19 protein-coding genes are annotated in these 26,434 nt (G+C 52.3%); 11 read left to right on the top strand and 8 right to left on the bottom strand.

The window, feature by feature from the left end; translation table 11 throughout:
* Nucleotides 1-9: 9 nt before the first annotated feature.
* The gene (locus LOC67_RS11620) at nt 10-555 is read right to left on the bottom strand and encodes a DUF2760 domain-containing protein (RefSeq protein WP_230262772.1); all 546 of its coding nucleotides are present in this window, start codon (nt 553-555) and stop codon (nt 10-12) included.
* Between the two features lie 398 nt (nt 556-953).
* On the opposite strand from LOC67_RS11620, the gene LOC67_RS11615 reads away from it, so the two are divergent.
* The 5 genes from LOC67_RS11615 (at nt 954) to LOC67_RS11595 (ending at nt 9,644) form a co-directional block, all read left to right on the top strand.
* On the top strand, nt 954-1,868 hold the full coding sequence (locus LOC67_RS11615; RefSeq protein ID WP_230262771.1) for an alpha/beta hydrolase: 915 nt from the start codon (nt 954-956) through the stop codon (nt 1,866-1,868).
* A 120-nt stretch (nt 1,869-1,988) separates the two neighbouring features.
* Entirely contained in the window at nt 1,989-3,422 is a 1,434-nt protein-coding gene (locus LOC67_RS11610; protein ID WP_230262770.1) for a glycoside hydrolase family 5 protein, read from the top strand.
* Nucleotides 3,423-3,515: 93 nt separating this feature from the next.
* Nucleotides 3,516-5,687, top strand: coding sequence for a sialate O-acetylesterase (locus LOC67_RS11605; protein ID WP_230262769.1), 2,172 nt, complete (start codon nt 3,516-3,518; stop codon nt 5,685-5,687).
* A 409-nt stretch (nt 5,688-6,096) separates the two neighbouring features.
* Nucleotides 6,097-8,286 carry a cation:dicarboxylate symporter family transporter gene (locus tag LOC67_RS11600; RefSeq protein ID WP_230262768.1) on the top strand — a complete coding sequence of 730 codons (2,190 nt, stop codon included), beginning with the start codon at nt 6,097-6,099 and terminating at the stop codon, nt 8,284-8,286.
* Nucleotides 8,287-8,498: 212 nt separating this feature from the next.
* The gene (locus LOC67_RS11595) at nt 8,499-9,644 is read left to right on the top strand and encodes a hypothetical protein (protein WP_230262767.1); all 1,146 of its coding nucleotides are present in this window, start codon (nt 8,499-8,501) and stop codon (nt 9,642-9,644) included.
* Nucleotides 9,645-9,667: 23 nt separating this feature from the next.
* On the opposite strand, the gene LOC67_RS11590 is transcribed toward LOC67_RS11595, so the two are convergent.
* From LOC67_RS11590 to LOC67_RS11580, 3 genes are all read right to left on the bottom strand, one after another.
* Nucleotides 9,668-12,277 carry a PVC-type heme-binding CxxCH protein gene (locus tag LOC67_RS11590; RefSeq protein ID WP_230262766.1) on the bottom strand — a complete coding sequence of 870 codons (2,610 nt, stop codon included), beginning with the start codon at nt 12,275-12,277 and terminating at the stop codon, nt 9,668-9,670.
* A complete protein-coding gene (locus LOC67_RS11585) occupies nt 12,277-13,167 on the bottom strand; it encodes a sugar phosphate isomerase/epimerase family protein (RefSeq protein ID WP_230262765.1) in 891 nt (296 codons plus the stop codon). The genes LOC67_RS11590 and LOC67_RS11585 overlap by 1 nt, the downstream gene beginning before the upstream one ends.
* 125 nt (nt 13,168-13,292) lie before the next feature.
* The gene (locus LOC67_RS11580) at nt 13,293-14,948 is read right to left on the bottom strand and encodes an alpha/beta hydrolase (RefSeq protein ID WP_230262764.1); all 1,656 of its coding nucleotides are present in this window, start codon (nt 14,946-14,948) and stop codon (nt 13,293-13,295) included.
* Nucleotides 14,949-15,386: 438 nt separating this feature from the next.
* Between LOC67_RS11580 and LOC67_RS11575 the strand changes: the two genes are divergently transcribed.
* Entirely contained in the window at nt 15,387-16,736 is a 1,350-nt protein-coding gene (locus tag LOC67_RS11575) for a polysaccharide lyase 6 family protein (RefSeq protein WP_230262763.1), read from the top strand.
* A 7-nt stretch (nt 16,737-16,743) separates the two neighbouring features.
* On the opposite strand, the gene LOC67_RS11570 is transcribed toward LOC67_RS11575, so the two are convergent.
* Nucleotides 16,744-17,826 carry a helix-turn-helix domain-containing protein gene (locus tag LOC67_RS11570; protein ID WP_230262762.1) on the bottom strand — a complete coding sequence of 361 codons (1,083 nt, stop codon included), beginning with the start codon at nt 17,824-17,826 and terminating at the stop codon, nt 16,744-16,746.
* A 247-nt stretch (nt 17,827-18,073) separates the two neighbouring features.
* Between LOC67_RS11570 and LOC67_RS11565 the strand changes: the two genes are divergently transcribed.
* Nucleotides 18,074-18,448 (top strand): hypothetical protein, encoded by a 375-nt coding sequence (locus LOC67_RS11565; RefSeq protein ID WP_230262761.1) that lies wholly within the window; start codon nt 18,074-18,076, stop codon nt 18,446-18,448.
* Between the two features lie 125 nt (nt 18,449-18,573).
* Here the strand turns inward: LOC67_RS11565 and LOC67_RS11560 are convergent, their stop codons facing one another.
* Nucleotides 18,574-20,805, bottom strand: coding sequence for an AMP-binding protein (locus tag LOC67_RS11560; RefSeq protein ID WP_230262760.1), 2,232 nt, complete (start codon nt 20,803-20,805; stop codon nt 18,574-18,576).
* Nucleotides 20,806-21,014: 209 nt separating this feature from the next.
* Complete coding sequence (locus LOC67_RS11555; RefSeq protein ID WP_230262759.1) at nt 21,015-21,902, bottom strand: response regulator; 888 nt, start codon at nt 21,900-21,902, stop codon at nt 21,015-21,017.
* Nucleotides 21,903-22,049: 147 nt separating this feature from the next.
* Between LOC67_RS11555 and LOC67_RS11550 the strand changes: the two genes are divergently transcribed.
* A complete protein-coding gene (locus LOC67_RS11550; RefSeq protein WP_230262758.1) occupies nt 22,050-22,679 on the top strand; it encodes a class I SAM-dependent methyltransferase in 630 nt (209 codons plus the stop codon).
* A 52-nt stretch (nt 22,680-22,731) separates the two neighbouring features.
* Here the strand turns inward: LOC67_RS11550 and ispF are convergent, their stop codons facing one another.
* Nucleotides 22,732-23,238 (bottom strand): 2-C-methyl-D-erythritol 2,4-cyclodiphosphate synthase, encoded by a 507-nt coding sequence (gene ispF, locus LOC67_RS11545; RefSeq protein ID WP_230262757.1) that lies wholly within the window; start codon nt 23,236-23,238, stop codon nt 22,732-22,734.
* Nucleotides 23,239-23,372: 134 nt separating this feature from the next.
* Between ispF and LOC67_RS11540 the strand changes: the two genes are divergently transcribed.
* The 3 genes from LOC67_RS11540 (at nt 23,373) to LOC67_RS11530 (ending at nt 26,094) form a co-directional block, all read left to right on the top strand.
* The gene (locus tag LOC67_RS11540; RefSeq protein ID WP_230262756.1) at nt 23,373-24,386 is read left to right on the top strand and encodes an ATP-binding cassette domain-containing protein; all 1,014 of its coding nucleotides are present in this window, start codon (nt 23,373-23,375) and stop codon (nt 24,384-24,386) included.
* A gap of 503 nt (nt 24,387-24,889) precedes the next feature.
* Entirely contained in the window at nt 24,890-25,420 is a 531-nt protein-coding gene (locus tag LOC67_RS11535) for a PilZ domain-containing protein (RefSeq protein ID WP_230262755.1), read from the top strand.
* 68 nt (nt 25,421-25,488) lie between these two features.
* A complete protein-coding gene (locus tag LOC67_RS11530; protein ID WP_230262754.1) occupies nt 25,489-26,094 on the top strand; it encodes a zinc-ribbon domain-containing protein in 606 nt (201 codons plus the stop codon).
* The last annotated feature ends 340 nt before the right edge of the window (nt 26,095-26,434 follow it).

Genomic DNA, 26,434 nt, shown 5'->3' with positions numbered 1-26,434 from the left:
GCATCGGCGTCAGGGCGTTTGAACTTGTGCCGGTGCAATGATGTTGGCATCGCCGTCATCACCGGCCCAACTGGGCAGTTCGATTTTGGTGGCCTGCCAACCGTGATGAACCAATTTGCCAGACTCGGATGTGCCTTCGCCAATCCATTGGTACCGAAGCGGCGAAGCCGACGTACCGACTGTCACCGTCTCGCCTTCGGACGCATCGACCAAAGGTTTCAAACCCAGCAGTCGTTCAAGCACGCCGGCGCATTGTTTTAAACAGGGCCGGGCTGCGGCCCCGACCTGAGCGTCAGCGTATTGGTCCAAGTCTTCCTGAATCAAATCAACCAAGCGTGCTTCACGTTGCAGCGCCGCCAACAACGTAAGCGCCGAATCCCGTTTCGGCTTCGCAGGTGCTGGAGCCACGGGCGCCGGCTTTGGTTCGGCTTTTGTTGCAGCAGGAGCTTCGATTGCAGGCACACTTGAACCGGAAAGTGCGGCATCGATCGCGGCAGATTTTTCTTTGTTGCCGATCGCGGCGAAAAACGCTTTCAGCGCTACAGAAAAGCTCATCGGGTCGCCCAAAGTTAGTCGTCACAGGAAGAAATCGATGAAAGCGTTGGCGATTGAAGCCCAAGCGTCAAGAGGCGAATCTGGCCGGTCTCACCCAAGACTGAGAATAGAGGCATCCCACCCACCAAAACCCTTCCTTGGCACCCAGCTTGGGGCCGAGATAGCGGAGCGGTTCTCTAAAGAACCTCAATTCCACGCCAAACGAACGACTGACCTCCGACAATTTCGCGGCAAAGCAGCGCAAGGCGTCATTCCGGCACCACTAAGCGGTAGACAATGTTTGGATCAAGCTACAATACGCCGATGTCGGCTAGTCCAGCCCGGCGATAGAAACCATCCGATTCGGCACTCAGAACCGCCGGTGGATCAAGAATTCCCCAAGGAGAATGGATCGAGCTATGAACAAAATATTGAAGACATTTTCGTTCGTCGGTTTGCTTGGCGGAATCTTAGTTTCGTCACCCAGCTGTGCTCAGACCGCATCGCACTCCGTCGAAGCCATCCAAAAAGATATCGCCTACGACGACGAACACTCCTCTCAGCGGCTTGACCTATACCGAACGAAGTCAGATCACCCGACCCCTGCAATGGTCTTCATTCATGGCGGCGGTTGGCGTGGCGGTTCGAAAGCCCATGTTCCCGCATGGCTACTGCGGCTTGCAGCGGAAGGAAAGATGTCGGTCGTTTCGGTCGAATATCGCTTCACCGACGTCGCTCCACACCCCGCCCAGGTGGACGATTGCTTGCGAGCAATCCAATTCGTTCGTCAACAGGCTTCTAAATGGAACATCGATCCCAAGCGAATCGGTGTCACAGGAGGCTCTGCCGGCGGTCACCTGTCGGCGTATGTCGCACTAGCGGATGACGCGGCCAAGACGGACTCGGATGACCCTGTGCAAACCCAGTCTTCACGCGTTCAATGTGCGATCAGCTTTGCCGGGCCAACGGACTGGTCGCTGTTAAAGACGATCGACCATCAGCATCCCGCCTACCGGCAATTGATCGGCTACAAACCCGGTACGCCGGCTGAGCAAATGGACGCTGGCAAAATGCACGACGTTTCGCCAATCAGCTTTGTCACCGAAGATGACCCACCGATCATGCAAGTCCACGGCGATGCGGATGACATCGTGCCGATTGAACATGCCAAGAACTTGCACCAGGAACTTCAATCGGCTGGCGTGACCTGCGAACTGGTCGTCATCCCCGATGCCAATCATTCCGTCGCCGGTGCAAGCGACCAAGTCAGTCAGCGGGCGACCGCGTTCGCGCAGTCTCATCTGCTAGAGAAACGCAAGTCAGCGGAACAGTGATTGTCGACGAGACGAACGGAGTCCACTCGCGAGAACGCTTTGAGCACGATCCTGATTCGACGCATCAGACATTCCCCACGATTGATAAACCTCGCTTTTACAACGATTCAACTAACTGAGATGAAACCTGCTTTCATATTTTGCTTCGCCTGTGCACTGCTGTTAACTGCCAAGACAACAGATGCACAAGTGACGTCTAATACCAACGCCTCGGGCGACAACGGTTCGCAAGTCACCGATTCGGCGCTAAGACTTCGTTGCGGCGTCAATTTTGGCAACATGTTAGAAGCCCCCAACGAAGGCGATTGGGGACTGCGAGCGAACGACGCATGGTTTAAACAGATCAAGGATGCCGGATTCGATCATGTTCGCTTGCCAATTAGCTGGGGCTATCACACCGCCCAAACCGCTCCCTACAAGATCGACCCAGCGCTATTGGACCGCGTGGAGCATCTTGCCAAAGCATGCTTGGATGCGGATTTAAAACTGCTGATCAATTGCCACCACGATCCCAACCTGAATCAAAAACCGGTTGAAAACAAAGCTCGATTTCTGGCGATGTGGAAACAGATCGCCGAGCGGTTCCGGGGGCTTCCGGAAGACCGTGTTGCCTTCGAACTCTTAAATGAACCACACGATACTTTGGCAAAATCACCGGGGCTTTGGAATGGGTTTGTTGTCGAAACGCTGAAGGTCGTCCGTCAAACCAACCCTGATCGGACGGTTGTCGTTGGCCCCATCAACTACAACTCAATCTCGTCACTGAATACTTTGGAACTACCCGACGATCCGAACGTTTCGGTAACCGTCCATTACTACCTTCCGTTTGACTTCACCCACCAAGGGGCACAATGGGTTTCGCCACCAAAGCCAACTGGGATTCAATGGGATCCGAAAGAGACATCCATTGCGAATGGTTGGCGTAACGAATCTTGGCAAACCACCACGAAAGGCAACTCACGCGGTTTGGAAGTTGAATACCAAGCCGGTTGGGCCGGCATCAAGCTTCGATCCGGCAAGCCGCACTCGCGTCCGCTCGCTATCGAACTGCAGACCGATGCCGCGGTAAAAATCCAAGTCTCGTTGGTAAACGGTGACAAACGGACGGATAGCGTGATCGTGACCGAACCGAATCAGACCCGTCGTGTGAAGTTTGATTCCGATCAAATGGGCGAATCATTCGACACGATCTATTTGCAAAACAACACACCGAAGTCACAACCTGCTTTTACAATTCGAAAGCTCGCCCTCATCTATGCCGACGAAACACAAAACCTGCTAGGCACGGCGAACGACTCCATCATCAGTGATTTAGCCACGGCGGCCGAATGGGGTAAAAAGCACAACCGCGTCATTTACCTTGGCGAGTTTGGTGCCTACCAAGCTGCGGACATTGAATCCAGGCAAAGATGGACCGCAGCGGTTCGCTCGGCGGCCGAGTCACTTCAAATGGATTGGTCGTATTGGGAATTCGCGGCAGGCTTCGGAATATTTGATCCGGACAAACAGATGTTCAAACAGCCGTTGTTGGATGCGCTAAAACCACGGCGATAACGCCAGTGACGTTCGTCCTCACTGATCGATTCTGCCCAGACGCTCGACATTTTCCGCTTCACTACTTTCAAACTCTACCGAGACCACATCTTGATGAAACTTCGATCGAAATCTCTTCGTCTTTGCCTTAGCATCGCAGGTGTTTTTGGCATGGCGACGCAAGCCGCAGCGGAAGTACGACTTCCCGGCTTCTTCGGCGACCATATGGTTATCCAGCAGAAGAAACCTGTTCGCGTATGGGGTTGGGCTGACGCTGGCGAATCGGTGTCGGTCACAATCGCGGGCAACGAAGCGAAAACCAAAGCCGATGATTCTGGCAAATGGGCTGTCGAGCTACCCGAACTGTCCGCCAGCGAATCTCCCAAAACTCTGATCGTCTCCGGCACGAACAAGATCGAGTTGACAGATATCCTGGTTGGCGAAGTCTGGCTTTGCTCCGGCCAATCGAATATGGAATGGAACGTCCGCGCGAGCAACAACTCCGCGGAAGAAATTGCGGCAGCCGACTATCCATTGATTCGCCATATCAAGTTCGCACACCGACCTTCCAACGATCCCCTCGACGACGTCAAAGCTCCCTGGGAACTCTGTTCCTCGGATACCGTCGCGGACTTCACCGCATGCGGATACTTCATGGCGCGTCGGCTGCACAAAGAACTGAACGTACCAATCGGACTGATCAATTCGTCATGGGGTGGAACCCGAGTCGAACCGTGGACGCCACCAAATGGTTTTCAACAAATCGGCGCACTTTCAGACATCTACAATTCGGTCCTGACCAAGACGCCAGGAACCGAACAGCACAACGGTTTGTTGCAGAAACATATCGATGCGACGCAACAATGGTTGGGAGCAGCCAAGCAAAGCATGGACAAGACGGAGCGAGTCAATCCGAGCCCAGCTTTTCCAAATGCTTTGCAACCGTGGCAAAGCCACCAAGATCCAACGATGCTTTACAACGGGATGATCCATGCAATTGTTGGATACCCGATTCGCGGAGCCATTTGGTACCAAGGTGAATCCAATCACAACGAAGGGATGCTTTACTTTGAAAAGAAAAAAGCATTGATTAACGGTTGGCGGCAGCTTTGGAAACAAGGCGATTTCCCGTTCTACTTCGTGCAAATTGCCCCTTACTTCTACGGCAATGAAGACCCAACGATCTTGGCCCGTTTTTGGGAAGCTCAGGCCAAGGTGCAAGACATCGCAAACGTCGGCATGGTGGTTATTAACGACATCGCGACACTGAACGACATTCACCCGCCGAACAAGCAAGACGTCGGTGAACGACTGGCTTTGTGGGCCTTGAAAAACGACTACGGACGCGAGGAACTGACTGCGGCCAGCCCGACAATGAGCTCCATGAATGTCGAGGGCGATCAACTGGTCATTACATTCAAAGACACCGCAGGCGGTTTGAAGACGCGTGACGGAAAAGCACCGTCAAACTTTGAATTAATTGGCCCGGATAGCTACGGTTTCCAACCTGCCGATGCGAAGCTGGACGGAAATCGTGTCATCTTGACCTCTGACAAGGTCGGCTCCCCCACAGCGTTTCGGTTTGCGTGGCACAAGCTAGCCGAACCGAACTTGATGGGCGGCAGCGGCCTACCGGTGGGCGCATTCCGCGGTGGTGAAGTCCCCGACTTTGTCAGCACCCTGGCGATCGAAAAGGAATACCGGCTTGTCTACGACTTGGACCTCAAACGTCTAGGCCGTGAGATCAAATTCGACGTCAACAACAGTTCTGAAATTAACAAGTTTGAGCGAATTGGCTACTTGGTAGAACTTAGCAGTGAGGGATCCGAGGACAAAAAAGTGTTTGTCGCGATGGACGCCTTCACCAAGGACATCAACAAGATCGCAGTTCCAACGACTTCGCTTGGCGAAGGTTTTCAACAGCGAGTCTCGAACCTGGATGTTTTCTCAAACGTGACGTCGATCAAAAGTGGCACCGGCATGACAACCGGCAACATTGAGTTTTGGCCGAACAACTATGGCCAGCGCAATTCTGGAAACGTTCCAGGTGCGTCCTCATCCGAATACGATTTCGGAGACGAACGAGCCGCCCCATTGGACGGCTATGGTTCGATGCAAGTCCACAACCATGGCGAGCGTCAAACGATCTTCGCCATCAATCACTGGGTCAACGGCGACGGTGCCGATTTGGGTATCGGGAACAACGAAGGTGACAAGCCCGACTGGACATTCAGCTCCAACGCTGGCAGCTACACCAAAGCCCGTCTTCGCATCTACGTCCGCTAAAAAAGCGTCAAAAATACTCTTTCAGACAATCGCCACCTCACTGAGGTGGCGATTAAGTCTGTTGGCAGCGAGACTTTGCTGCCTTTCTTGAATCGGGAATCTCCCGAATTTCAGCGGTCAAGCCGCCGTCCGCCACACTTCTTTGTTGCATTTGGTGCGGCTGATATTTCTCCTCGGTGCGTCGCTTCGCTGGAAGCATTTCACGACACCGAAAAAGAGTCCGTCGACCAACAACTTGATCGTTTTTCGATCAATCGCTCGTGGGGTTTTCCGCTAGGTGGATGTTTGGGGGATGGATCTATCGTTAGCTGAACTTCGCTTGAGTCGGAATGCGGTCTGATGTAACCATGGTTCGGAAGTGCTTGGCGGACACGCAGATTAGATATGACTCAAACTCAGCGGGGGTGCCATGCGCAAATTCAGCTTAACAACATTGATCCTGGTAGGCTTGATTCTTGGAATCGCGACAGGTCTGTTTTTCGGCGAAAGAACCGTGGCGCTAACACCGATCGGTGATGGTTTTATACGGCTCCTTCAGATGGCGGTGCTGCCGTACTTCATCGTCGCTTTGCCACTGGGGTTCGGCCGCCTGAACTATCAAGAAGCCAAGATGCTGGCGATGCGTTTGGGTCTGTTCTCCGTCGTCATCTGGTCACTCGCTTTCTTGCTTGTCGCGATTTTGCCGCTGACATTTCCGACGTTAGAATCGGCCAGCTTCTTCAGCACCAATATGGTTCAATCTCCTGAACCGGTGAATTTCGTTGAACTTTATATTCCAGCGAATCCATTCAGCAGTTTGTCGCAGGCGATCATCCCTGGGGTTGTCGTTTTTGGGATCGCGATGGGAGTCGCTTTGATCGGAGTCCCCGAGAAGAAACAACTGCTAATTGTTCTCGATAGTTTGGCAGATGCATTGGGCCGAATCACCGGATTCGTTGTCCGCCTAACACCAATTGGTGTATTTGCCCTTGCGGCCAGCGCTGCCGGAACGATGACATTGGAAGACCTCAGCCGACTGCAAGTCTATTTCATTGCGTACACAGTCGGAGCCATGCTGTTGACGTTCTGGTTGGTGCCGATGCTCGTCTCGTCGCTAACGCCATTCAGCTATCGTGACATTGTCCGAATCACGCGTGACCCATTGGTGACCGGATTTACGACAGGAAACTTGCTTGTAGTGCTGGCGATGCTGGCGGACAACTGCAAACAACTTTTCCGGGAACGTGACGAGGCCAACTTCCGTCATGCAGAATCAGTCATTGATGTTTCCCTTCCGATCGCGTTTACGTTTCCCAATCTTGGGGTCGTTCTGTTGCTGCTGTTCGTTCCATTTGCCGGTTGGTTTACCGGCAATGCCGTCACCGTAGCGGACTATCCCAAGCTATTCACGTTAGGCTTTTTCAGTTTCTTTGGTAGCGTCGAAATCGGCCTTCCGTTCGTTCTGCAACAGCTACGAATTCCAACGGACATGTTTCAGCTACATGTCGTCACACTGGTCTACATCGGGCGATTGGCAACGATGCTTGCCGTGATGCACTTAGCTGGTGTTGCGTTACTTAGTGCGGCAGGAAATGCACGCTGGCTGCGTTTTAAACCGAAACAAATCTCTACCTTTGCCGCCGGTTCGCTTGCAGTTTTGATCGTCACTGTCGGTGCGACTCGGCTGCTACTGCAACAAACTGTAGACCAAGCGTATTCCAAAAACGAAGTTCTAACGGCGATGCAACCGGTTCGATATCCGACAACTGGAACCGTCCACCGATCCGAATTCGATGGTTCAGTTGACGGAGACTACTCCAGCACTCTAGACGCGATTCGGCGCCGAGGCGTTTTGACCGTTGGATACGACCCCAATGGGATGCCATTTAGTTTCTTCAATTCGGATGACGAATTGGTGGGCTTCGACATCGAAATGGTCCAAGCCCTCGCGAGCGAAATGGGTGTCGAGGTTGAGTACTATCCATACGATAAAACCAAGATGGCTGAATGTCTCAATCAACATCGCTGCTGCGATCTGTTGGTCGGCGGACTGTTCGCAACGACCAAGCGAATCGAGCAGATGCGATTTTCCGAACCCTACTTAGATCTGAATCTCGCGTTTATTGTCAAAGATCATCGACGTGAAGAGTTTGCATCGCTTCGCAATTTGAATGGTGCTCAGCCAATTCGAATTGCGGTTCTCGAGCGACCGTATTTCGGTGTTCGTGTGCAGCAAGCTTGCCCGCGTGCCGATGTCGTGCAAATCAACTCTCCGGCAGTCTACTTTGAATCACCTGATCAATTCGACGCACTTGTCATGAGTGCCGAAGCGGGAAGCGCATGGACGCTCCTACACCCTTCCTATAGCGTCGTCATTCCCACAGACGCGCAGCTGACCGTCAGCGTTGGCTACCCAATGGCATCGGATGCGATCAGGCTAGAAAACGTTCTGAGCCGTTGGATTCAATTGAAGTCCAATGACGGAACGATTCAAGAACTATACGAACACTGGATCGAAGGCAAGAACGCTCAGGAAAGTCAGCCTCGATGGAACCTCTACGATCAATTTGTAAAGAAGCTGGTCGCCGCTGAATCGCACACGGTAGCTCGACTGCCATAACGAAATACGTTCAGGCAACAAGGTCATACTCATGACTCACCAGAGACCAGATGTATCTCTGTGTCGGTTCACTCTCAAACCGGTATCTACTGACAACGCTATTCGATGAGTATGAGAATCAAAATCGGAACACCTTGACATCTGGCTGAATGATTGCCTTCTCGGATGATGCAAACGCTGAGACATTGCTTGCAGAATTCCGATCCGCTTCGATGAAAGGGTTTTCATTTCTAAGCTTGAATGGATTCGATGCGATGTTCAGAACGAGCGGACTATTTCTTGTATTGTTCTCTTTGCTCATTCTGTGCTCTGCTAGCAGAAGCGTTGCGAATTCTCCGCCTTCTCCCATCTTCATGGTCGGCGATGGCGGATTGCTACAACCGATCCTTGTACAAACAGCAATTCGAACCTACGCGATCCAACAGCATGCCAGTCGAATCAGTGAAAACAATTCGGTAATTCCACAGGACCGAATTGGAATGCAGTTCAACAGACTTGCAGATGTTCACATGGGCAACGTCCTTCATGGCGTCGGCCCAGGACAGTTCAGCGTCCAACGCTACAAAAACCTTCAAGAATACCGATTGACCATCGAGCGAAGCTTTCATGCGAACCAGTGCTCTTGGGAAATCATTGCACCGATCTACCGCACTAGCGACAATCACATTATCGGCATCGATGAAATCCTTCGCGGTCCCGACAGGTCGGTCGAACTCGGCGAATTCACCGTTGGATTGAAGTCGTTGCTTTGGTATTCGCACAATACCGCTTGGTCAGCGGGACTTCGTATTGAGGCCCCCACAACACGTGACATTCGAATTGGGACTGCAGCGAACTCGCCTCAAACATTGATCGAAAAAGAAGCTTGGTATTTCACACCCTGGATTGGTGGACAGTGGAATTCAAGTTCTGATTGGTATGTGACTAGCTTTCTATCGGCCCGCCTTAATTCCGAACACCTCGACCAATATCGATCTACTGCGGGTGGACAATACAGTCTCATCGACCAACCTGAATATCTCTTTCTTGATTCTGCAGTCGGAAAAAATCTAGTCACCACCGATACATGTTTGGGAACGACCAACATCGCCTCCAGTTTCGAACTGCACTATGCGACGGCCTTAGATTCCACCGAACCGTCAAACGCGGTCAACAATAGTGCTAGTGGGACTGTATTTGGTCGAACGGACTACTTGAACCTCACAGCAGCAATTTCCGTCGGACTTGGAAATCGCTTGTTGACGTCGACTGGTTTTGCAGTCCCACTACGGAAAAGTCTCCATACGCAAACTTCTTTTGAGACCGACCGCACATATGACTGGGCGTTCTTTTTCCAGTTGAACGTCTTGCAAAGGTAGCTTCACACTAGATAACGCTACCTTCACGGAGTGAAGGGCGACAATAGAAAGGCGACGAGATCACGAAGTTCTTCGACGGTCATGTTTGCCTCCAAGCCTTGGGGCATCAGAGATGTCGGTGACGCGATGTAGTCTTCGATCTCATCGGCGCTGAATCGTTTTGTCGATCCATCCTCGAGCGTCATATTGATCTTGCCACCGGCTTTATGATCAAGTTGCAAACCTCGATGGACCGTTCCATCGACAGTCAAAACCATCCACGCTTGATATTGCGGTGCGAATTCGGCGGAAGGATCGAGAATGGATTCGACGATCTGATTGCGTTTTCTCGATCTCGCTAGGCCACCAAGATCTGGGCCAAGCGTACCTCCGCGTCCTCCAAGTGTGTGGCATTTTCGACAGCTCACCGATTCCGAAAAAAAGACACGTCGTCCTCGCTCGGCGTCGCCTCCTTCGGCCAATTCCGTCTGCCATTGAACGACGGTCTTGGGGCTCGACTGAGCCACATCGCTTGACAGTGGTTCGGACAAATGCAATCGATCGATCACGGCATCCGATAGTGCCTGCCGCTTCAATTGATTGAGGTCAAACTGTGGATTCTGGTCCGCCCAAAATCGAACGGTACGTGCCGTTTCGATTGCGAGGTTTTCATCGTCGGCGTGTAGGAGTGGAAAGAATCGCTCCGGGTTCGAAATCGCTTGGCTTCGCAGTGCAAACACTGCTGTAGATCGCTGCTTCACACTTCGATCTTGCTGGAATGCGATCTCGACGAGTCGATCGGTCCACAGTGCAATCGTGCTTGCCTCAGCAAGTGAAATTCGGCGAAGGATTGCTAGGGCGAAATCATCATCGGTTTGCAATCGATCGTCAAACCACTCGCGACCTGAAATCAAGTTCGTATCGGATAGCTTGGCGATGATCAGAGCACGCACGTCGGAGGGCAAAGATTGGTCGCGTACAAGACTAAACAACAATCCTTCGGGCAACGAACGTTCCAAGGTGTTCGACCGCGGAGCTTTCTGCTCTCGAAAGTTATCTGAAAAACTCCCCGTCAGGTTTTCAACTGCGGCCAAGTAGGTTTCCAGAATCACTGGACTGACAGCACCAGCGACCAAGGCCTTGTCGATATCCATTCGAAGTGACTTATCCAAGGACTCCCCTGCCGCCATCAACGCCGCGATCCGCACGTGCTGATCGTCGTCTTGCAAGGCAATTTGGATCGCTCGCTTGACATCGACCGCGGATCTGCGGATTGCCAATAACGCCCCTAGCCGAACGGTAGCAGTGTCATCTTTCAACAGCGAGAAACGTTGCTTTGCAAACACATCCTGGCTTAAGGCTACGATCGCATCATGGCGCTCGAACGCATCAGAACTCTGAAGCGAATTGGCGATGTCTAAAACCGTTGGGTTCGATTCGTTTGCATCAGAAATGCGTCCGCTTTCGATCGGGTCAAAGTACCGCTTTGGCATAAGCTTCGTTTGACTTTGGTTGGTGATTCTCCAGATTCTCCCACGGCCGTGGTTGGGATAGTTCACTAAAACCCAATCGGTGACAAACATAATGCCACGGCTATCACAGTCGATCGCAACCGGCCGAAACTCTTTGCCTCCGGTCAGAAACGGTACTCTCTCGGTCGAGCCGATGCTGCTGCCTTGGCTTGCTAGATCAAACCGTTCGATCGAATTCTCATTCCAAATGGTTACGAGAACGCTTTCCCCGTAATCCAAAGGGAGTGAAGATCTTTTGCAGTCGATCACACCACTTGGGGCTTCACCGGTACCAGCGATAGACGGCAAAGTACCGGGAAGGCTGCCATCCCAGCCCTGAAACGGATGATTACCGCCACCACCATAAACGGACTTGTAGCCATAGTCGCCGCCTTCGACCACATGCACCAACCGGTTGGGACCACGAGCGTCGGGATCGTTGTCGACCAACAACAGTCGCCCCAATTGATCAAACTTCAAGTCGAACGGATTCCAAAATCCTGTGGCATATTGTGAAAGCTGCGTTCCATCAGGCCGGCAGCGAATGACACTACCGCCATCGCCATATCCTTTGACAACCGTCCCATCTGGTCCCTCAATCTTGTACGCATGACTTCCCGTATTCCCGCGAGCCACATACATCCAACCGTCGCGGTCAAACGTGATCCCCAGCAAACTGTTGTGCGCGTATCGTTCCAACGTCTCAAGCTTTAGAACAGTGGTTTTCTGATCGCATCGACCGTCGTTGTTCGCGTCTTTCAGGCAAATCACTTCCCGTGCACAGACCACGTACAAATCCCCAGCGGGAGAGAACGCCAAGTTCATCGCCTGTTGGATGCCATCTGCAAATACAGTGATCCGATCGGGCTGGCCATCGTCATCCTGATCGACGAAAACCTTGATACGGTCACCGCTCGGTCCTTGATAATCAGCGGGTGGATGATGCGTGTGTGACTCGATGACGAAGATTCGGTCTTGTGAATCGATTGCCATCCCGATGGGCGTTTGGATATCTGGGGCCTCGGCAAATAGCTCGATGTTCAAACGCTCGTCAGCCAGCTTCGGAACGATTGTATCGTCCGCCGGAAGATCTACACCCAAAAGGCTAAGGACAAAGGCCAAGGCACTGGTCGTGAATCGCATCAGCCATTCCTTTCAAAGCGTCTTGTAATTTCTAATCCGGCATGCAGGTCATCCAGCATGGTAGCCCGATCAATCAACGAAAGCTCTAATACCAAGTAGCCTTGGTAACCTCGTTCGATGCATTGGGCAATGATGCCTTCGCAGTCAACAATGCCCGTTCCGAAACGGACAAACTTCTTCCCGTCTACCGCATCTGCATCTTTCACATCGATCTCATAAATCTTCTTGTGCCAGCGATCGATCAGCGGTTCCATGGAGACACCTGATCGGGCGAAATGCCCCATGTCAAAACACATTCCGATGCTCGGCGAGTCGATTTTCCCAAAGATGTAGTCGTAGTCATCAGGAAACTCGATCACGTTTCGATGGTGGTTTTCCAAGACAATTCGTTTGCCTCGGCGCTCTGCTTCGGGTGCGATCGCCTTGAGCACTTGAACCAAAGAGTCCAGCCCCCCAGCTTGCCCTCGCCTGCCGCCAGTGCATTTGATCATGTCACAGCCGAGACGATCACACGCTTCGATCAACCAAAGAAGTCTCGAAACTTCTTTCGAAACCTCGTGATTTGAACCGCCACCAAATGAACTCGCTTGGATGCTGATCGGAGTCAGATTTGCTTGATCAGATCGATGACGAATGCTTTGCAAACCGCGAGGAGTCAAGTTACGGGGATACCAACAGTTGAACTCAACATATCCCACACCCAATTTTGGAATTGATTCAAAGGCGTATCGAAAATCTTCGTCTCCAAACCCATCGCAACAGATGGTTGCGATGGCTGTTCGCACATAACCTTCGCTGGGAATCTGCTGTGCCGAAACAGCAGGTGCAGCGATAGCGGCGCCGACTCCGGCAGCGAGTAAACGTCGACGGTTGATCAAGTTCGAGTTCATAACGATTCCTCTCCAAACTCCAAATCTGTTGCGGATGCGTCGGACACAAACAAGCTTTGATCAATCGTTGGTCGGCAGACACTGCGGTGACATAGTCTTGTGGCTTCCTTGCCGCGTTATGAAGACTACTTTGCAGCAGAAATTTCGCCGATGAAGTTTAGGATCTCACTGGCAACCAAATCGTCAGGCTGCCCCATTTCGCTAGCGACCGTCCCGTGATCCCGGTCTGCGACTTCGATAAAGCGAGTAGAATCGTGTCCTGCGTTCTTCATCACCGCTGCGAAGTACCGGTTTTCTTCACTGCGAGCAGGCAAATCTTGGTCGCCGGCAAAGCAGAGAAACGGTGACGCGAGGGGCGTGACATGGTATGCCGGTGCCGCGTCATCAATGATCGGCTGCGTGCGTGCGACACCACGTTCAGCGCGAACAGTGGAATGGGTTACCATTTGGCCGGCGACCGGTATGAAGCCGGCAATATCCGATCGTTTTAAACCTCTGTCGGCCAGCAGCTGTGGATGCAATCCAACCATCGCGGCGAGATAGCCACCGGCAGAATGACCAGAAACAAAGATCAGGTCCGGTTCACCGCCATGCTTTTCAACGGAACGACGAACATAGGCAACCGCTGCTGCCGCGTCTTCGGTGTAGGCCGGATAGCTCACCTTGGGTGACAGGCGATAGTTGATCGAAGCGACTGCGATACCTTCGGAGGCAAACCGATTTGCAACGGAAACTGCGATATCGTCGCCCTTGTGTCCATTGCGCAAACCGCCGCCATGAAACCAAACGAGCGTTGGAAAACCTTTCCTGTCGGTTGGCAAATACCAATCCAGTTTGCAACGCTCCTGTTCGTAATCGCTAAGTCCTTCGCCCGACTTGTAAGGCTCATCATAAATTAACTTTACTGAATCGACATTGGCGTTGCTGCTGTTGCCGGGTGCCTTGGAGCCGTTTAGATTCTGGTCCAACATCAGAACGATGTCGCGGTGAAACTTCGCGGACATTTGGCCGAGATTGTGACCGGTGTCAGGAAGAATGGTCAGCGTGTGAACGATGTCCAGATCGTCCAATGTTTTAGAGAAAGCCTCGTTGCCATCTTTGAGGCGATCGTCTTCGCCGACAGCCATCCAGATTCCGACTCGCCCGCGAAGCAACTCCGCATTCTTTTTTGCGTGAGCACTTGCTGAGTCCGCCGGATCACCTCCACGCATTTGCACTGCCGCACTCATTGTCGCCGCCGCACAAAACATTTCTGGATACTTCGTCAGAAAACGCAGCGAGCCTCCGCCGCCCATTGACCATCCACACAAAGCCCTTTTGCTACGATCATCCAAGGTACGATAGGTCGCATCGATATGCGGAATCAGTTCTCGGATGATCCAAGTTTCCGCCAGGACGCTTTCGTCATCCCAATCGCGATAGCCGCTATAGTGCCCACCATTTGGAAAGACATAGATTGTTTCTTCAATGGCACCTTCGGCAATTGCCTTCTGAACGGCCCATGCAAATTCGCGAGACGATGATTCACTGCCGCTTGCTCCGTGAAGATAGTAGACGACTGGATATCGCCGATCGCCCGATTCTTTATAGCTTGGCGGCAGAAAGATGCTGTACCCAATCTCTCGCTGCATCGACTTACTGAACAATGTCGCATGCTGACAAGACTCGGCGATATTCTTATCAACCCACTTCCATTCGCTCGGTGGAACCCGCTGCGCAAATGCCTGGCTAGGCACCAACATCATCGCGATAAGAGAACCAAACAACATAGCCAAACGCATGAGTCGTTCCTTTTAAAAGTTCGCAGAACCGAATGGCACTCATCCCGCATCGATCACTTTCCGTGCCCGGTTATCACAACGGCTGAAAGCAAGTCGTATGACTTGCGAGATGTTTCAAGTCGCTGCCTTCAAAAGAGACGATCCAATCAGCCATTGCAAAAGCGACTTCCGTCTCCGGTAGCGGTGAGATTTTACACCAACACCTTTGCTGGGTGGGCCTCTCAATTCGCGGAACCGGTGTTGGCGATAGGTCTGTGCATTTTTCGCTCGCAAACTGACTGCATCAATTTACGTCCATTGGAAAAGTCTGCTCCGATAATACCAATTGGATGAACAGGCCATGGCAAAGCTGAAACCCTTCAAATCCGCACGGTGTTTTCGCTATCATTGGTCCCTGGAATTGGACAACAGAAGGCCCTCGTGAGAAGAGCAACCAGGTTGAAACGCCAACATTCATTTCGATCGTTTTATTGTGCGTTCATTCTTTCAATCACCTTCGCGACACAAGCGCTGGCCAACACCACCATCGTTTCAGACGCAAAAGCTTTGGCCAGCGCCGTTGCGAACGCTCAGCCAGGAGATGAGATCGTTATTGAAGATGGGATATGGCGTGATGAGCTTCTGTCAATTGTCGGTGCAGGGAGCGCTGCCGCACCGATTCACATCCATCCCGAAACGCCAGGCGGTTTGACCGTCACCGGGAAATCTCGTGTGCGAATCGGAGGTTCTTATCTGGTGGTCTCAGGAATGGAATTTCGTAACATCGAACAAATCAGCGACTGGCTTCAGTTCCGTGAAGATTCTAAGAATCATGCGCACCATTGCCGCGTGACGGACTGTTTATTCATCGAAGACGATGACTTCGACCCGGGCAAGATGGATTCACGTTGGATTGGGATCTATGGTTCGGGAAACGAATTTGACCATTGCCATATCGAAGGCAAAAAGAGTCGCGGCACCTCGTTAGTTGTGTGGCTGGAAGAAAACACTTTGGCCGGCCATCACATCCATCACAACGATTTCGGACACCGGCCGCCTCTGGGACGCAATGGAGGAGAGACCATTCGCATCGGTGACAGCAAGACCCATCACGTCAACGCCAAGTGCCGGATCGAATTCAATCACTTTGTCCACTGCGACGGCGAAGCAGAATGCATCTCGAACAAGTCTTGCGAAAACCTCTACCGTAAAAATGTTTTCGAAGAAGTAAGGGGCACACTATCACTCCGTCATGGCCATCGATGCCAGGTCACCGAAAACGTCTTTCTCGGAAACGGGGTGAAGCATACCGGTGGCGTGCGGGTCATCGGCGATGACCACATTGTCACCGCGAATCACTTTGATCGATTGGACGGAACGGATGCACGAGGGGCCTTGGTATTACAGAATGGGATCGCGAATTCGCCAGACAACGGCTACTCGCCCGTTCGCCGGGCAATCATCCAAGACAACGTGGCAATCGAATGCCGACAAAGCGTTGTGATTGGATACGCGGACAAAGACTCGCCCTCGTCGTCAGTTGCACCGCAGGACTGCACGTTCAGAAACAACATTTGGATTGCGAATCCAAAGTCGGCGGTGGTCTTCGAGCATGACCGCGCGGTGAATACGGTATGGCAGTCCAACATCGCAAGTGGCCAATCGCTCGGAATTGTCCCTGTACCTGATGGGATCATTTTCAAATCTGGCAAAGCCGCTCGCTTGGCATCGAGCCGAACGCCAGATCTAGGTTTTCTGAACGCGACCGGGATCACTTGGTCGAAATTCGAAAACACCAAAAAGCAATAAAGACAAATCACCCCACTTTTGCGTCCAGCGTTCGATCGCGACGCCGGGACTTGACGATTTTTTGAAAGATGGAGATCGCTCCAAGGATCATTCGCCGCTTGCGTCGTACCGCGCGATCTCCCGCAACCCAACGACGAAACATTCCGGCAAAGAAGGACAACGATTCGCTGCGTTCGCGAACGTTGTGGGACAGGTCTGCATTGTTGGCCAAGAACTCACAAATCTGGTAGCCGTAGTCGGGCATCTGAATTTCTTGGTCAACAAATCCGATCGCGGCCAATCGTTGAATATTGGTTGAACTGGCTGCGAACGAAATCAACCGAAAATCATCGGCCGACGGATCCACCGACAACACGGCGATTTGATAGAACACGGCAAAGCTAATCGCATTGGCCACTCGCTTTGCGGGAATCTGGTCGTCGAGCGGAAACTCGACGGCGGAATCAAGAACGATGTTTTGGCTTTCGGGAAGGATATCTTCGTGCCCGATATCCATGAATGAGATTTTCCCCGATCGCAGTGCCTCGTACGCACGGTCGGTAACGGGAAGAACGACTGACAAACCGACGCGGCGTTCATCGACCGTCGCGTGCAGGACCGCTTCATCATTCTTACGCCAAACGCCCAAATAACGATCGATATAGCGTTCCCGTTCTTTGTCCAAGAGACGATCGGCAATACGGAATTCGGCGACATCCTCGCTGGCGTTTTGCAAATGGACTTCCCAGCTATCCCTCATCTTGGCGATCGAATTGCGAGCATCGTTTTCGCTGACACAATAGGCGTCTTGAATCGGCAACAAGTGGCTTTGGATATAACCACTTAGACTCCATGGCCAGTTTGCAAACGCACTGTCAGTTGGCCGAATTCCTTCGCCAGCGGCAACCATCTCGTTGATCTGTAAACCGAGGATCCCCCCAAGATTTTCCAGCGAAGCAAACTCACTGGTTACCTGTCCTGATTCCACCGCGTCAACAAATGACACGGAGACTCCTGCAGCATTTGCGACGTCTTGTCGAGTTAAACCGAGGCCGAGACGTCGATCACGAATCAAGTGCCCTCGTGTGGGCCTACTTTGCAACGGGTTCATTCGGTTCGATTTGGTGACGAATCAGTTTGTGGAGGTCGGCGATCATTCCCCATCGCGTTCCACATTGTTATCGGCGGCGCCAACATACAAAACGGGCCATCGAAAAAGTGCCGAAGTTTTTGGTGGTTTTTGTTCGCTGGAAAGCCAATTATGTGGCAGGCCTGATCGGCATCATCTATATCTAGAATTGGTCCCCTGCGGCGATTGCGCTGCAGTAGTTTCTGAAAACACAATTTTGAGACACGAAATGGTGCGAAAGAGTTTCTCGTTGGCGTTCGTTGCTGCGATCGCCGCCACTATGGTTTGCCTACCAGCCTTTGCCGCCGAAGATAGCGAAAAGCCAAAATACACCATCAAGCAAGTCATGAAGGAGGCCTTCAAGGGCCCTCTGGTGAAGAAAGTCGCTTCCGGCGATGCTTCGGAAGAAGAAGTCGCCAAGCTTCATGAAATGATGGTCGCGATGGCCAAAAGCAAACCCGAAAAGGGTGATGAAGAGAGCTGGAAGAAGCTCACCGAAAGCTTGGTCAAGGCCGCCGAAGCTGCCAAAGAAGGCAAAGAAGATGCCGCAGCGATGCTAAAGAAGGCGAGCAATTGCAAAGCTTGCCACAGCAAGCACAAATAAGATCTCGCATCAAAGAGAACGGCGTTTAGCCACATTGACGCTCGCGTGCAACGAAAGCATGCGAGCGTTTTCTTTTGCCGATATGCCTGCGGCAATCATTTCAAATCACCTTGTGATCGCGACAACTAAATCGCTCGCGATGCAATATAGCCGTTGGCGATAAATCGGCTCAATGATTCGACCGACGGGTTATCGGTGGCGACCTCCGGTGTTAACGCTACCCCCGTCCAATCTTCGGTTTCACCACTGAGCTCCACCGCGGACATGCTATCGAGGCCAAAGTCGCTCAGTGGTCGATCGCGACAATAGTCGTCCGGGTTGACGCCGGCGCGAGCGATGAGCCACTGTGCCATCCAATCTTCAATGTCCTGCTGGACTTTGGGTTGATCTTTGGCGAGTGGTTCCGAAGGCAGCGTTGGGAATTGTATGGGAGCTTGTTCGCTATAAGCCGAGCGGTCATAGCGAAACCGTGTCTTGATCGAGTTATCTTCGAACGAAGCGCGACAATCAACACGTCGAATTTTGCCGCTTGTCGTTACCGCGATCGTGGCCGGACGAACTAGCCAAATGTGCTGTGGATCAACGTCATGAACATCAATGATGCGATGTCGAATCGCGCGAGCCATTTCGGAGAGTTCATCTTGCTGATCAAGCTGCCGGGGCATCTCGACAACAATGGCCAATGACTCGCCTCGATTGCCTGCGACAGCGAATGCAGCCGATCGGCACATAGCCAAATCGTTGAAGGTTAAATCGGTTTGCCCATCAAGCGTTTGCTCGACTGCCAACCGAACGGTCGCTTCAATGTCCTGAGGATAGAGATTACGCCCCCGTAGAATAATCATCTCCTTCAGACGTCCGGTCACATACAAGTCGCCGTTGTAGATAAACCCTAGATCACCGGATCGACAAAAGCCGTTCTCGCCAGACGCAAGTGACACGTTGAATCTTGCTTGCAGGTCGTCGTTTTTACCGTCGGGTACCACATCGGATTGAGTTTCCCAGTACCCTTGCGAAACACTTCCCCCCTTGACCCAAATCTCGCCGATCATTCCCTCCGAAACAGCCGTCAAGGTGGCCGGGTCGACAATCCTGATTTCGGTATTCCAAACCTGACTCCCACATCCGACCAGTTGCATTTTTTCCTTTCGACTGAGTTTTGCCGCAGTCGTTTTGTCAAGCGGATTGATCAGGCCTTTCTGGAAGTCATCTCTCTTGAGTGTTAGCGTCGTTGGTTCGAGTTCAGTTTTCCCACCGGCAACCAGCAATGTCGCCTCGGCCAGTCCATAGCAAGGGTAGAACGCAGCGTGCTTAAAACCGTTGGCTGAAAACCTCTGTGAAAACTCGTCCAAGGTTCGTGCTTGAATCGGTTCAGCGCCACAGAATGCGAGTCGCAATTTGCTGAGGTCGATCGCTGACGTATGACCGGAAGGAATGCGATCCACACATAATTGGTAAGCAAAGTTTGGTGCACCTGAAATCGAGGCACCAAATTCACTGATCGCCTGCAACCAACGAATCGGCCGTGCCAAAAACGCCCGTGGGCTCATCAGCACCGTATGACCGCCGATATAGAGCGGTGCCAAGACACCGCCAATGAGTCCCATATCATGGTAGAAAGGCAACCAAAAGACACCCACATCGATCGATGGGTCATCAACAGAACACTGGTCCGAAGGCAGTTCTAAACCGAACCCCTGGCGGATCGATTCCAAGTTTGACATCAGGTGACGATGTCGTAGTACGACGCCGCGCGCAGCACTGGTACTGCCGCTGGTGTATTGCAGCAAGGCGATCGCTTCGGGTGAAGTCGCATTCGGATGAACGATTGCATCCTCTGCATCGAGGTCGATTACCGCACTGTCTTGCAGGACTGAATCGATGGCGATGATCGGTTTGCAACGCAGGGACTCGGCAAGTTTGTCATGTGCAAGAGAATCAAACGTCGCTTGGTCAGTCAACAATGCTGCGGGATGACAATCGTCTGCTGAAGCGTTCAGCCGCGGAATTTCGCGGTGTGGGCGAGGGAAGGAACTTGGAACAGGGATACATCCGGCGAGTTGAGTTCCCAACAAGGCAATAATGCTTTCGATACTCGGTGGGAACAATAAAGCCACACGCGGCTGCTCAGTTCCGTCACCGATCGGTCCGTCGAGATGCCGTTTTCGCAAAGCAGACGCCAACGCCAATGACTTGGCATAGAGTTCCGCATAGGTCAACGATTGCGATCGCGAATTTGCCTGAGTGTCCGATTGTGGCTTGGAAAAGTAGTCTTCCGACAGGAACGTGACTGCCGTTCGATCGCCATGTCGACTTGCGCGTTGTCGAACACATTCGGGCAACGAGGTTGTCATCATTTCGCGTTGTTATCCATTACGTTGATCGCTTTTGCACTGAAAGAACGACCTTATTCTTTCCATGTTTGAAGCAGACGACAAGCCACGAAGGACCGAAGTGCTTCCCGGATCATTTATCTATCAACTGACACTGCTATCGCCAGATCAGATCGCCTTGCCCCCCTGAGCAACTAAAAATCAAAGTTCGGGGCTAAATGCACCTGGCATTGCTAATCGAGGTACTTCGTCAGATGAATCTTGCCTGCCATGGGATCGACAATGACTTTGTCCATCACGCTGGTCAAAAGCAGCATGCCACGACCGCGTTCATCAGAAAAACTTTGCGGAGTCCCTGGCATTGGTGATTGCCGAATCGATGGCCCACGACCTTCGTAAACCACCGACATCGAAAGTTCTGACGACGACACATCAATGCGAATTGCGACACAAGGTTCGGTCTGATTCGAATCGCAAGCCGCGTCGCCTTTTGACACCAGCTGCATCGCATCGGCGATCGAATATGGTGTTTCGCGAAGCGGAGTACCGAGGTTGCCGTGAATGATGCAATGCAACAAGGTGTAGTGGAGCGATTCAGCGATACGAAGTCGATCGACAGTATGGAGCACGTTCATTGCGGCCATCATTCGAACGAGCAGACAAACGCACGGTGTTAGCCGATCGATTGAGCTGTCTAGAACGAACTGGAACGACTGAGGGACCAAGGCCGCTTTTAAGAACAACGATTCTTCGTTCGCCTCGGCAAGCTTACAAATCCGATAGACCGTATCGGGGAGCAAGACCGGGACGTGGTCTTTCGAAATGTAGTTGCAGGCGCCAACGCCTAGTGCATCCGCGGCTAACCCTTCGGTCCCGTATGCGGTGACCAATACCGAGGGAATCATTGGGACTTCCGCGCGCATTTTTCGGATAAGTTCGACGCCATTCATTTCTGGCATCTGCATATCCGTGACGACAAGATCAGGCTGATGCTTCGCGATTTGGTCCATCGCTTCGACACCGTTACTGGCCGTATCGACTTCGATTTGACGACCGCGCAAAACCGACGCGATCAATGTCATTTGCGTCGGGCTATCGTCGACAACTAGGACTCTGCACATAGACTCTTACACTTCTTCATTTGGATGCTTCAATGATACCGGAAGATATGGTGCAATGTGCGGCGTTTATCCGCCGATGTACTACCGGTTGCTGAATCAGTCCCAATAGCAACGTCGCCCGTTCTTAAACCATCATTCGCGTTACGCATGCTTGCCCCGATTCCACTACCGACTCACTTCGATTCGATTCCGGTGCCAAGCGAAGTCGCCGATCGCTTGGCATGGATGCGAACTCGGATCGAACGATTTCAAGACTGTTGGAACCAACACCACGCCGCCCAATTTGTTGCGGCGGACTATGAATTAGTTTTCCAAACTTTGACTTGGGTTTTACAAAACCAGTCTCTGGTGAGCCGACGATTTTTGGAATGGGGATGTGGTTTTGCAGCGGTCGCTAGCATGGCGTCCAAACTGAACCTCGCTTCCTTTGCAATCGAGGCTCATCCGGACCTTATTCAGCAGGCGCGGCAAACGGTGTCACAATGGCCTGCGGACGTCGAACTGTTCCTCGGCAACTTTTTGCCCGAAGGGGCGGAAGACTTGGCGTTCGACCCAACCTTGCCGTCGATCGGGCATGAAGGGGCGTCGCCCTACGATGATTGGGGACTGGATATCGAAGACTTTGGAATCGTCTATTCGTATCCTTGGCCTGGCGAAGACGAATTCCACGAAGACGTCTTCGACCGATACGCTGCGATCGGCGAAATCCTTGTGATGTTTATAGGCCCAAATGAAATGCGGGCCTGGGTCAAGGTTCCGACGAAAGCTGGACGCTAGGCGGAACCAGGAAGTAGCATCGGCGAACGAGGCACTGCCATAATCCGAAGTGCTAATTTTTTCCCGCCAGAAGCACGACAACTCGAGTGGCAATTGACTGCCCGGTCCCAATTTCCCCCACCCCCTCACCAGTCTTAGCTTTGATACTCACTTGGTTCGGTTGGATTGCCAACATCTCGCTGACGGCGGTGCGCATCGAATCGATGTGGGGAGCCATTTTGGGGCGTTCGGCGAGTATCACACAATCAAAGTTGACGATCGCGTACCCTTGTTGGTTGACCCGCGTAAGGGCTTCGACCACAAAGTCGCGGCTATCACGGTCCTTGTTTTCATCGGCAGTGTCTGGAAACAAACGACCGATGTCGGCATCACAGATCGCGCCCAGCAGTGCGTCTGTAATCGCATGCAGCAAAACATCTGCATCGCTGTGACCGACCGCGTGAACATCCGCCGGAATATCGACTCCACCAATTCGTAGCGGTCCGCCGCTGGCTAGTCGGTGTGAGTCGTAACCGAGTCCAACCCTAATGTTGGGTAAGCTAACTTCCTGGCTGTTCATCGGCTGTTTAGATCGCCACGGTCAATTTGGAAAGAGAGACTTGCATAAATCCGGTTTATGCGTGGTCGTCAATATTCAAGATTGCCCATTACAATACCGTCTCAAGTCGCCGATCCCAATGGCACGGTCCCCACATGTCGATTATTGAAGCTCAAAACCTGGCAAAGTCCTACCGCGTCTATCGTAAAGGCGAAGGCCTTCGCGAAAGTATTCGTGGACTGTTCAAACGCGAATACGAAGAAGTCCATGCTGTGCGCGGAATCGACCTGAAAGTCGAAACCGGCGAGTTCGTCGCGTTCCTTGGACCGAACGGTGCTGGCAAGACCACCACACTGAAACTGCTCAGCGGTGTGATTGATCCGACCGGTGGAACAGCCACCGTGATGGGATTCACCCCCTGGCAGCGCAAAAATGCTTACCGCCGCCGGTTTGCATTGGTGATGGGTCAGAAGAATCAGCTTTGGTGGGACCTGCCGGCTCAGGAATCATTCCGGTTGCAGCAACAGATTTATGGCGTCCCCGCGGACCAATTCAAATCCACGCTCGACGAGTTGACCGACTTGCTAGAAGTCGGCCCACTGATGAAACAGCCCGTCCGTGAGCTTTCGTTGGGCGAACGGATGAAGATGGAGTTGATCGCGGCATTGCTCCATAGCCCCGAGGTCTTGTTTCTGGACGAACCGACGATCGGCTTGGATGTGATTGCCCAACATAACATCCAGCAGTTCTTGCGCTACTATCAAGAAAAACGCAAGATCACCATCTTGCTGACCAGTCACTATATGAAAGACGTCGCGGCACTCTGCAAACGCGTCGTTGTGATCGCACGCGGTCAGATTCAATACGACGGATCGCTGTCCGGAATCATCGACAAGTTTTCTGGTTACAAAATTATCACGGTGCAGTTTCCAGAACACCATCGCGTTGAGCCTGAGAGCCTTGGCGAAGTCCTTTCGGAAACCTGGCCCAAAGTCAAACTCCGGGTCGAACGGGCAGAGGTTCCCCGGACCCTATCTCGATTGCTCGCTGAACATCCGATCGAAGACGTCGCTGTGGAAGACCCACCTTTGGAAGACGTCATCGCCGAGTTGTTTCGTGAATCGACTAACAAATCCAACGCGCAACAGATCGCTGCTGGAACATCTTGAACCATTACCAGCGTGAAACAGATCTGCCCCGACATATAGCCTGAGTGGATTCTGCAGACGATTAACTTCCTATTGTCAGCTTCCACTCTTTGAAATTCGATTTCTCGCACACTCGTTTTCCGGAGCAGAAGGCGACTTCGTGAGAAACCAACATCAAAAATAAATGAGTCGCTAGGCGGACATGACTAGGACTGAATGAATGCAAACCTTCAGGGATCGAGGCGAATTTTTGCTTCCGTGTTGATCGCGTTTGGCAGGCTGTGATTGACTGTTTCCCCGGGCTGATCGGTACGTACTACATCGGATAGCCGAATTTGGGACCACCTCCCCTAATGGAGCAGTGGAAAAACAGTATGATTTATTCATCGACATTGAACCGATTAAAAGCTTGGCCGCGAATCAGCGGTCGTCGCGATTTCCGTTGACGATCGATTTCGATAAGCAAACTAGCCGACAAGCAGCACTGGCATTGAACAAAGAGGCGAAAGGCAAAGGTTGAGCTGATGGCGAAGCTGACTCTACGCGATATCGAATTAATTTATGACGGCGACGAGCTGACGATTTGCAGCGTCAGCCGACCGGAAACGCGTTTGACGTTGGACCCCGATGCTGTCGATGAACTGGTGGACTTTGTCGAGACGATCCAGAAAACCAAAGTCGCCATTGCCGAACAGGACAACCAACGGCAGTCTTTTCGTGTCCCGATTGTGCGCCGCGATGATCTTCACGTTGAGATTAATTTCCGCGGAATGGATTTCGAGGCACGCCCCGATAACATCAGCATGACCGGGCTTTTCATCCGATCGCACGATCGAGACCCGGTAAAGTTCCAGATCGGCGACGAAGCGACATTGACGCTGACTTGCAACGGCGAAAGCACCGAACTGGAAGGCATTGTTCGGCGGATGGGTAGGAACGGTTATGGATTCTTCTTTCCAGCCTGCGTACGATTTGAACAAGTTGATCCTCCTCCCGAAGTCCGACGAATCGTCATGGAACTGCAGCGGCGGTGGATGATGTATCGTACCGACTAAAGTGCGCCGATTTAATCGCAGCACACCAACCGCCCCCAAAGGCACCGAGTCAATAAGGCACTGAGCCCATGTCGATCAAAAGACTTTCCTGCCCCGGTTGTGGCACGACAATGAACGTGCCCGCTTCGATGGCCAAAGCCCAGTGCCCGTCTTGTGGTCAAGTATTCTTGACCAACCAGCCAAGTTCCGCGAATGCACCGACTCCCGCACGCGGCCCATCGGAAAAGCAGCCCACCGGCCGAAAACCGGGTTCGGAAAGCAAGATGATGCAATGGGTTGCAGTCTTGGGCGTCTCTTTCATCGCAATGGCCATCCTGATCGGCATGACATTCCTGCGTGTCACCGACGCTCAGGAAGAAGCCGCCAAAGCTGACCAAATCGCTGCCGAGCAGCAGGCCCAAGCGGAAATTGAAGCCAAGAAAAACCTTGAATACCGCGTCGTCGACCTTCCGGAATCAACGAGGCAGCAGATTTATCGCGACTACAGCGCGATGACCAATTCGATGAACCGGAACTCGAAAAAGATTCCCAAAAGTGGCGCCGCCGGAAAGGCGTTCAACAGCTTGATGCAAAAAACTGCCGACCGCGAAGCGACGCATTTTGCACTCATGCACAACATCACTGAAGAAGACGTGATGCAGATCGTCATCGAAGGCCAAGCCAAGGACTGGTAGTTGCAGACAGATGCCAGGAAAAACGCGACCACTATCACACTTTCGCATTGGCGACGTCTGACTCGCGGTGGCAGCGAAAAAATTCGAAGCTCCCGTACATGACAACTTTCGTCCGGAGCAGAGAGATATTCGCTTCTTCGGTCGCGTTTCGCTGGACGACATTCTCAGCCTTTCCACGGCGAAACTCTTAACGCAGGCACCAGGATCGGTCGCAGATTTGGATCCCTGCGCCACCATTTCGAACACAACTAAAAGTTTGTCATGTTCCCCAGCTCGAACTGCGGAAAGACAGATTCGGACCGAAGGCTTAGACTAATTCCTGATAGCTTGTGAATCGGAC

This window comes from Stieleria sp. JC731, from assembly GCF_020966635.1.
GTDB lineage: Bacteria > Planctomycetota > Planctomycetia > Pirellulales > Pirellulaceae > Stieleria.
The sequence above is the reverse complement of the archived record's forward strand: the minus strand, read 5'-3'. Positions and strand labels throughout refer to the sequence as shown.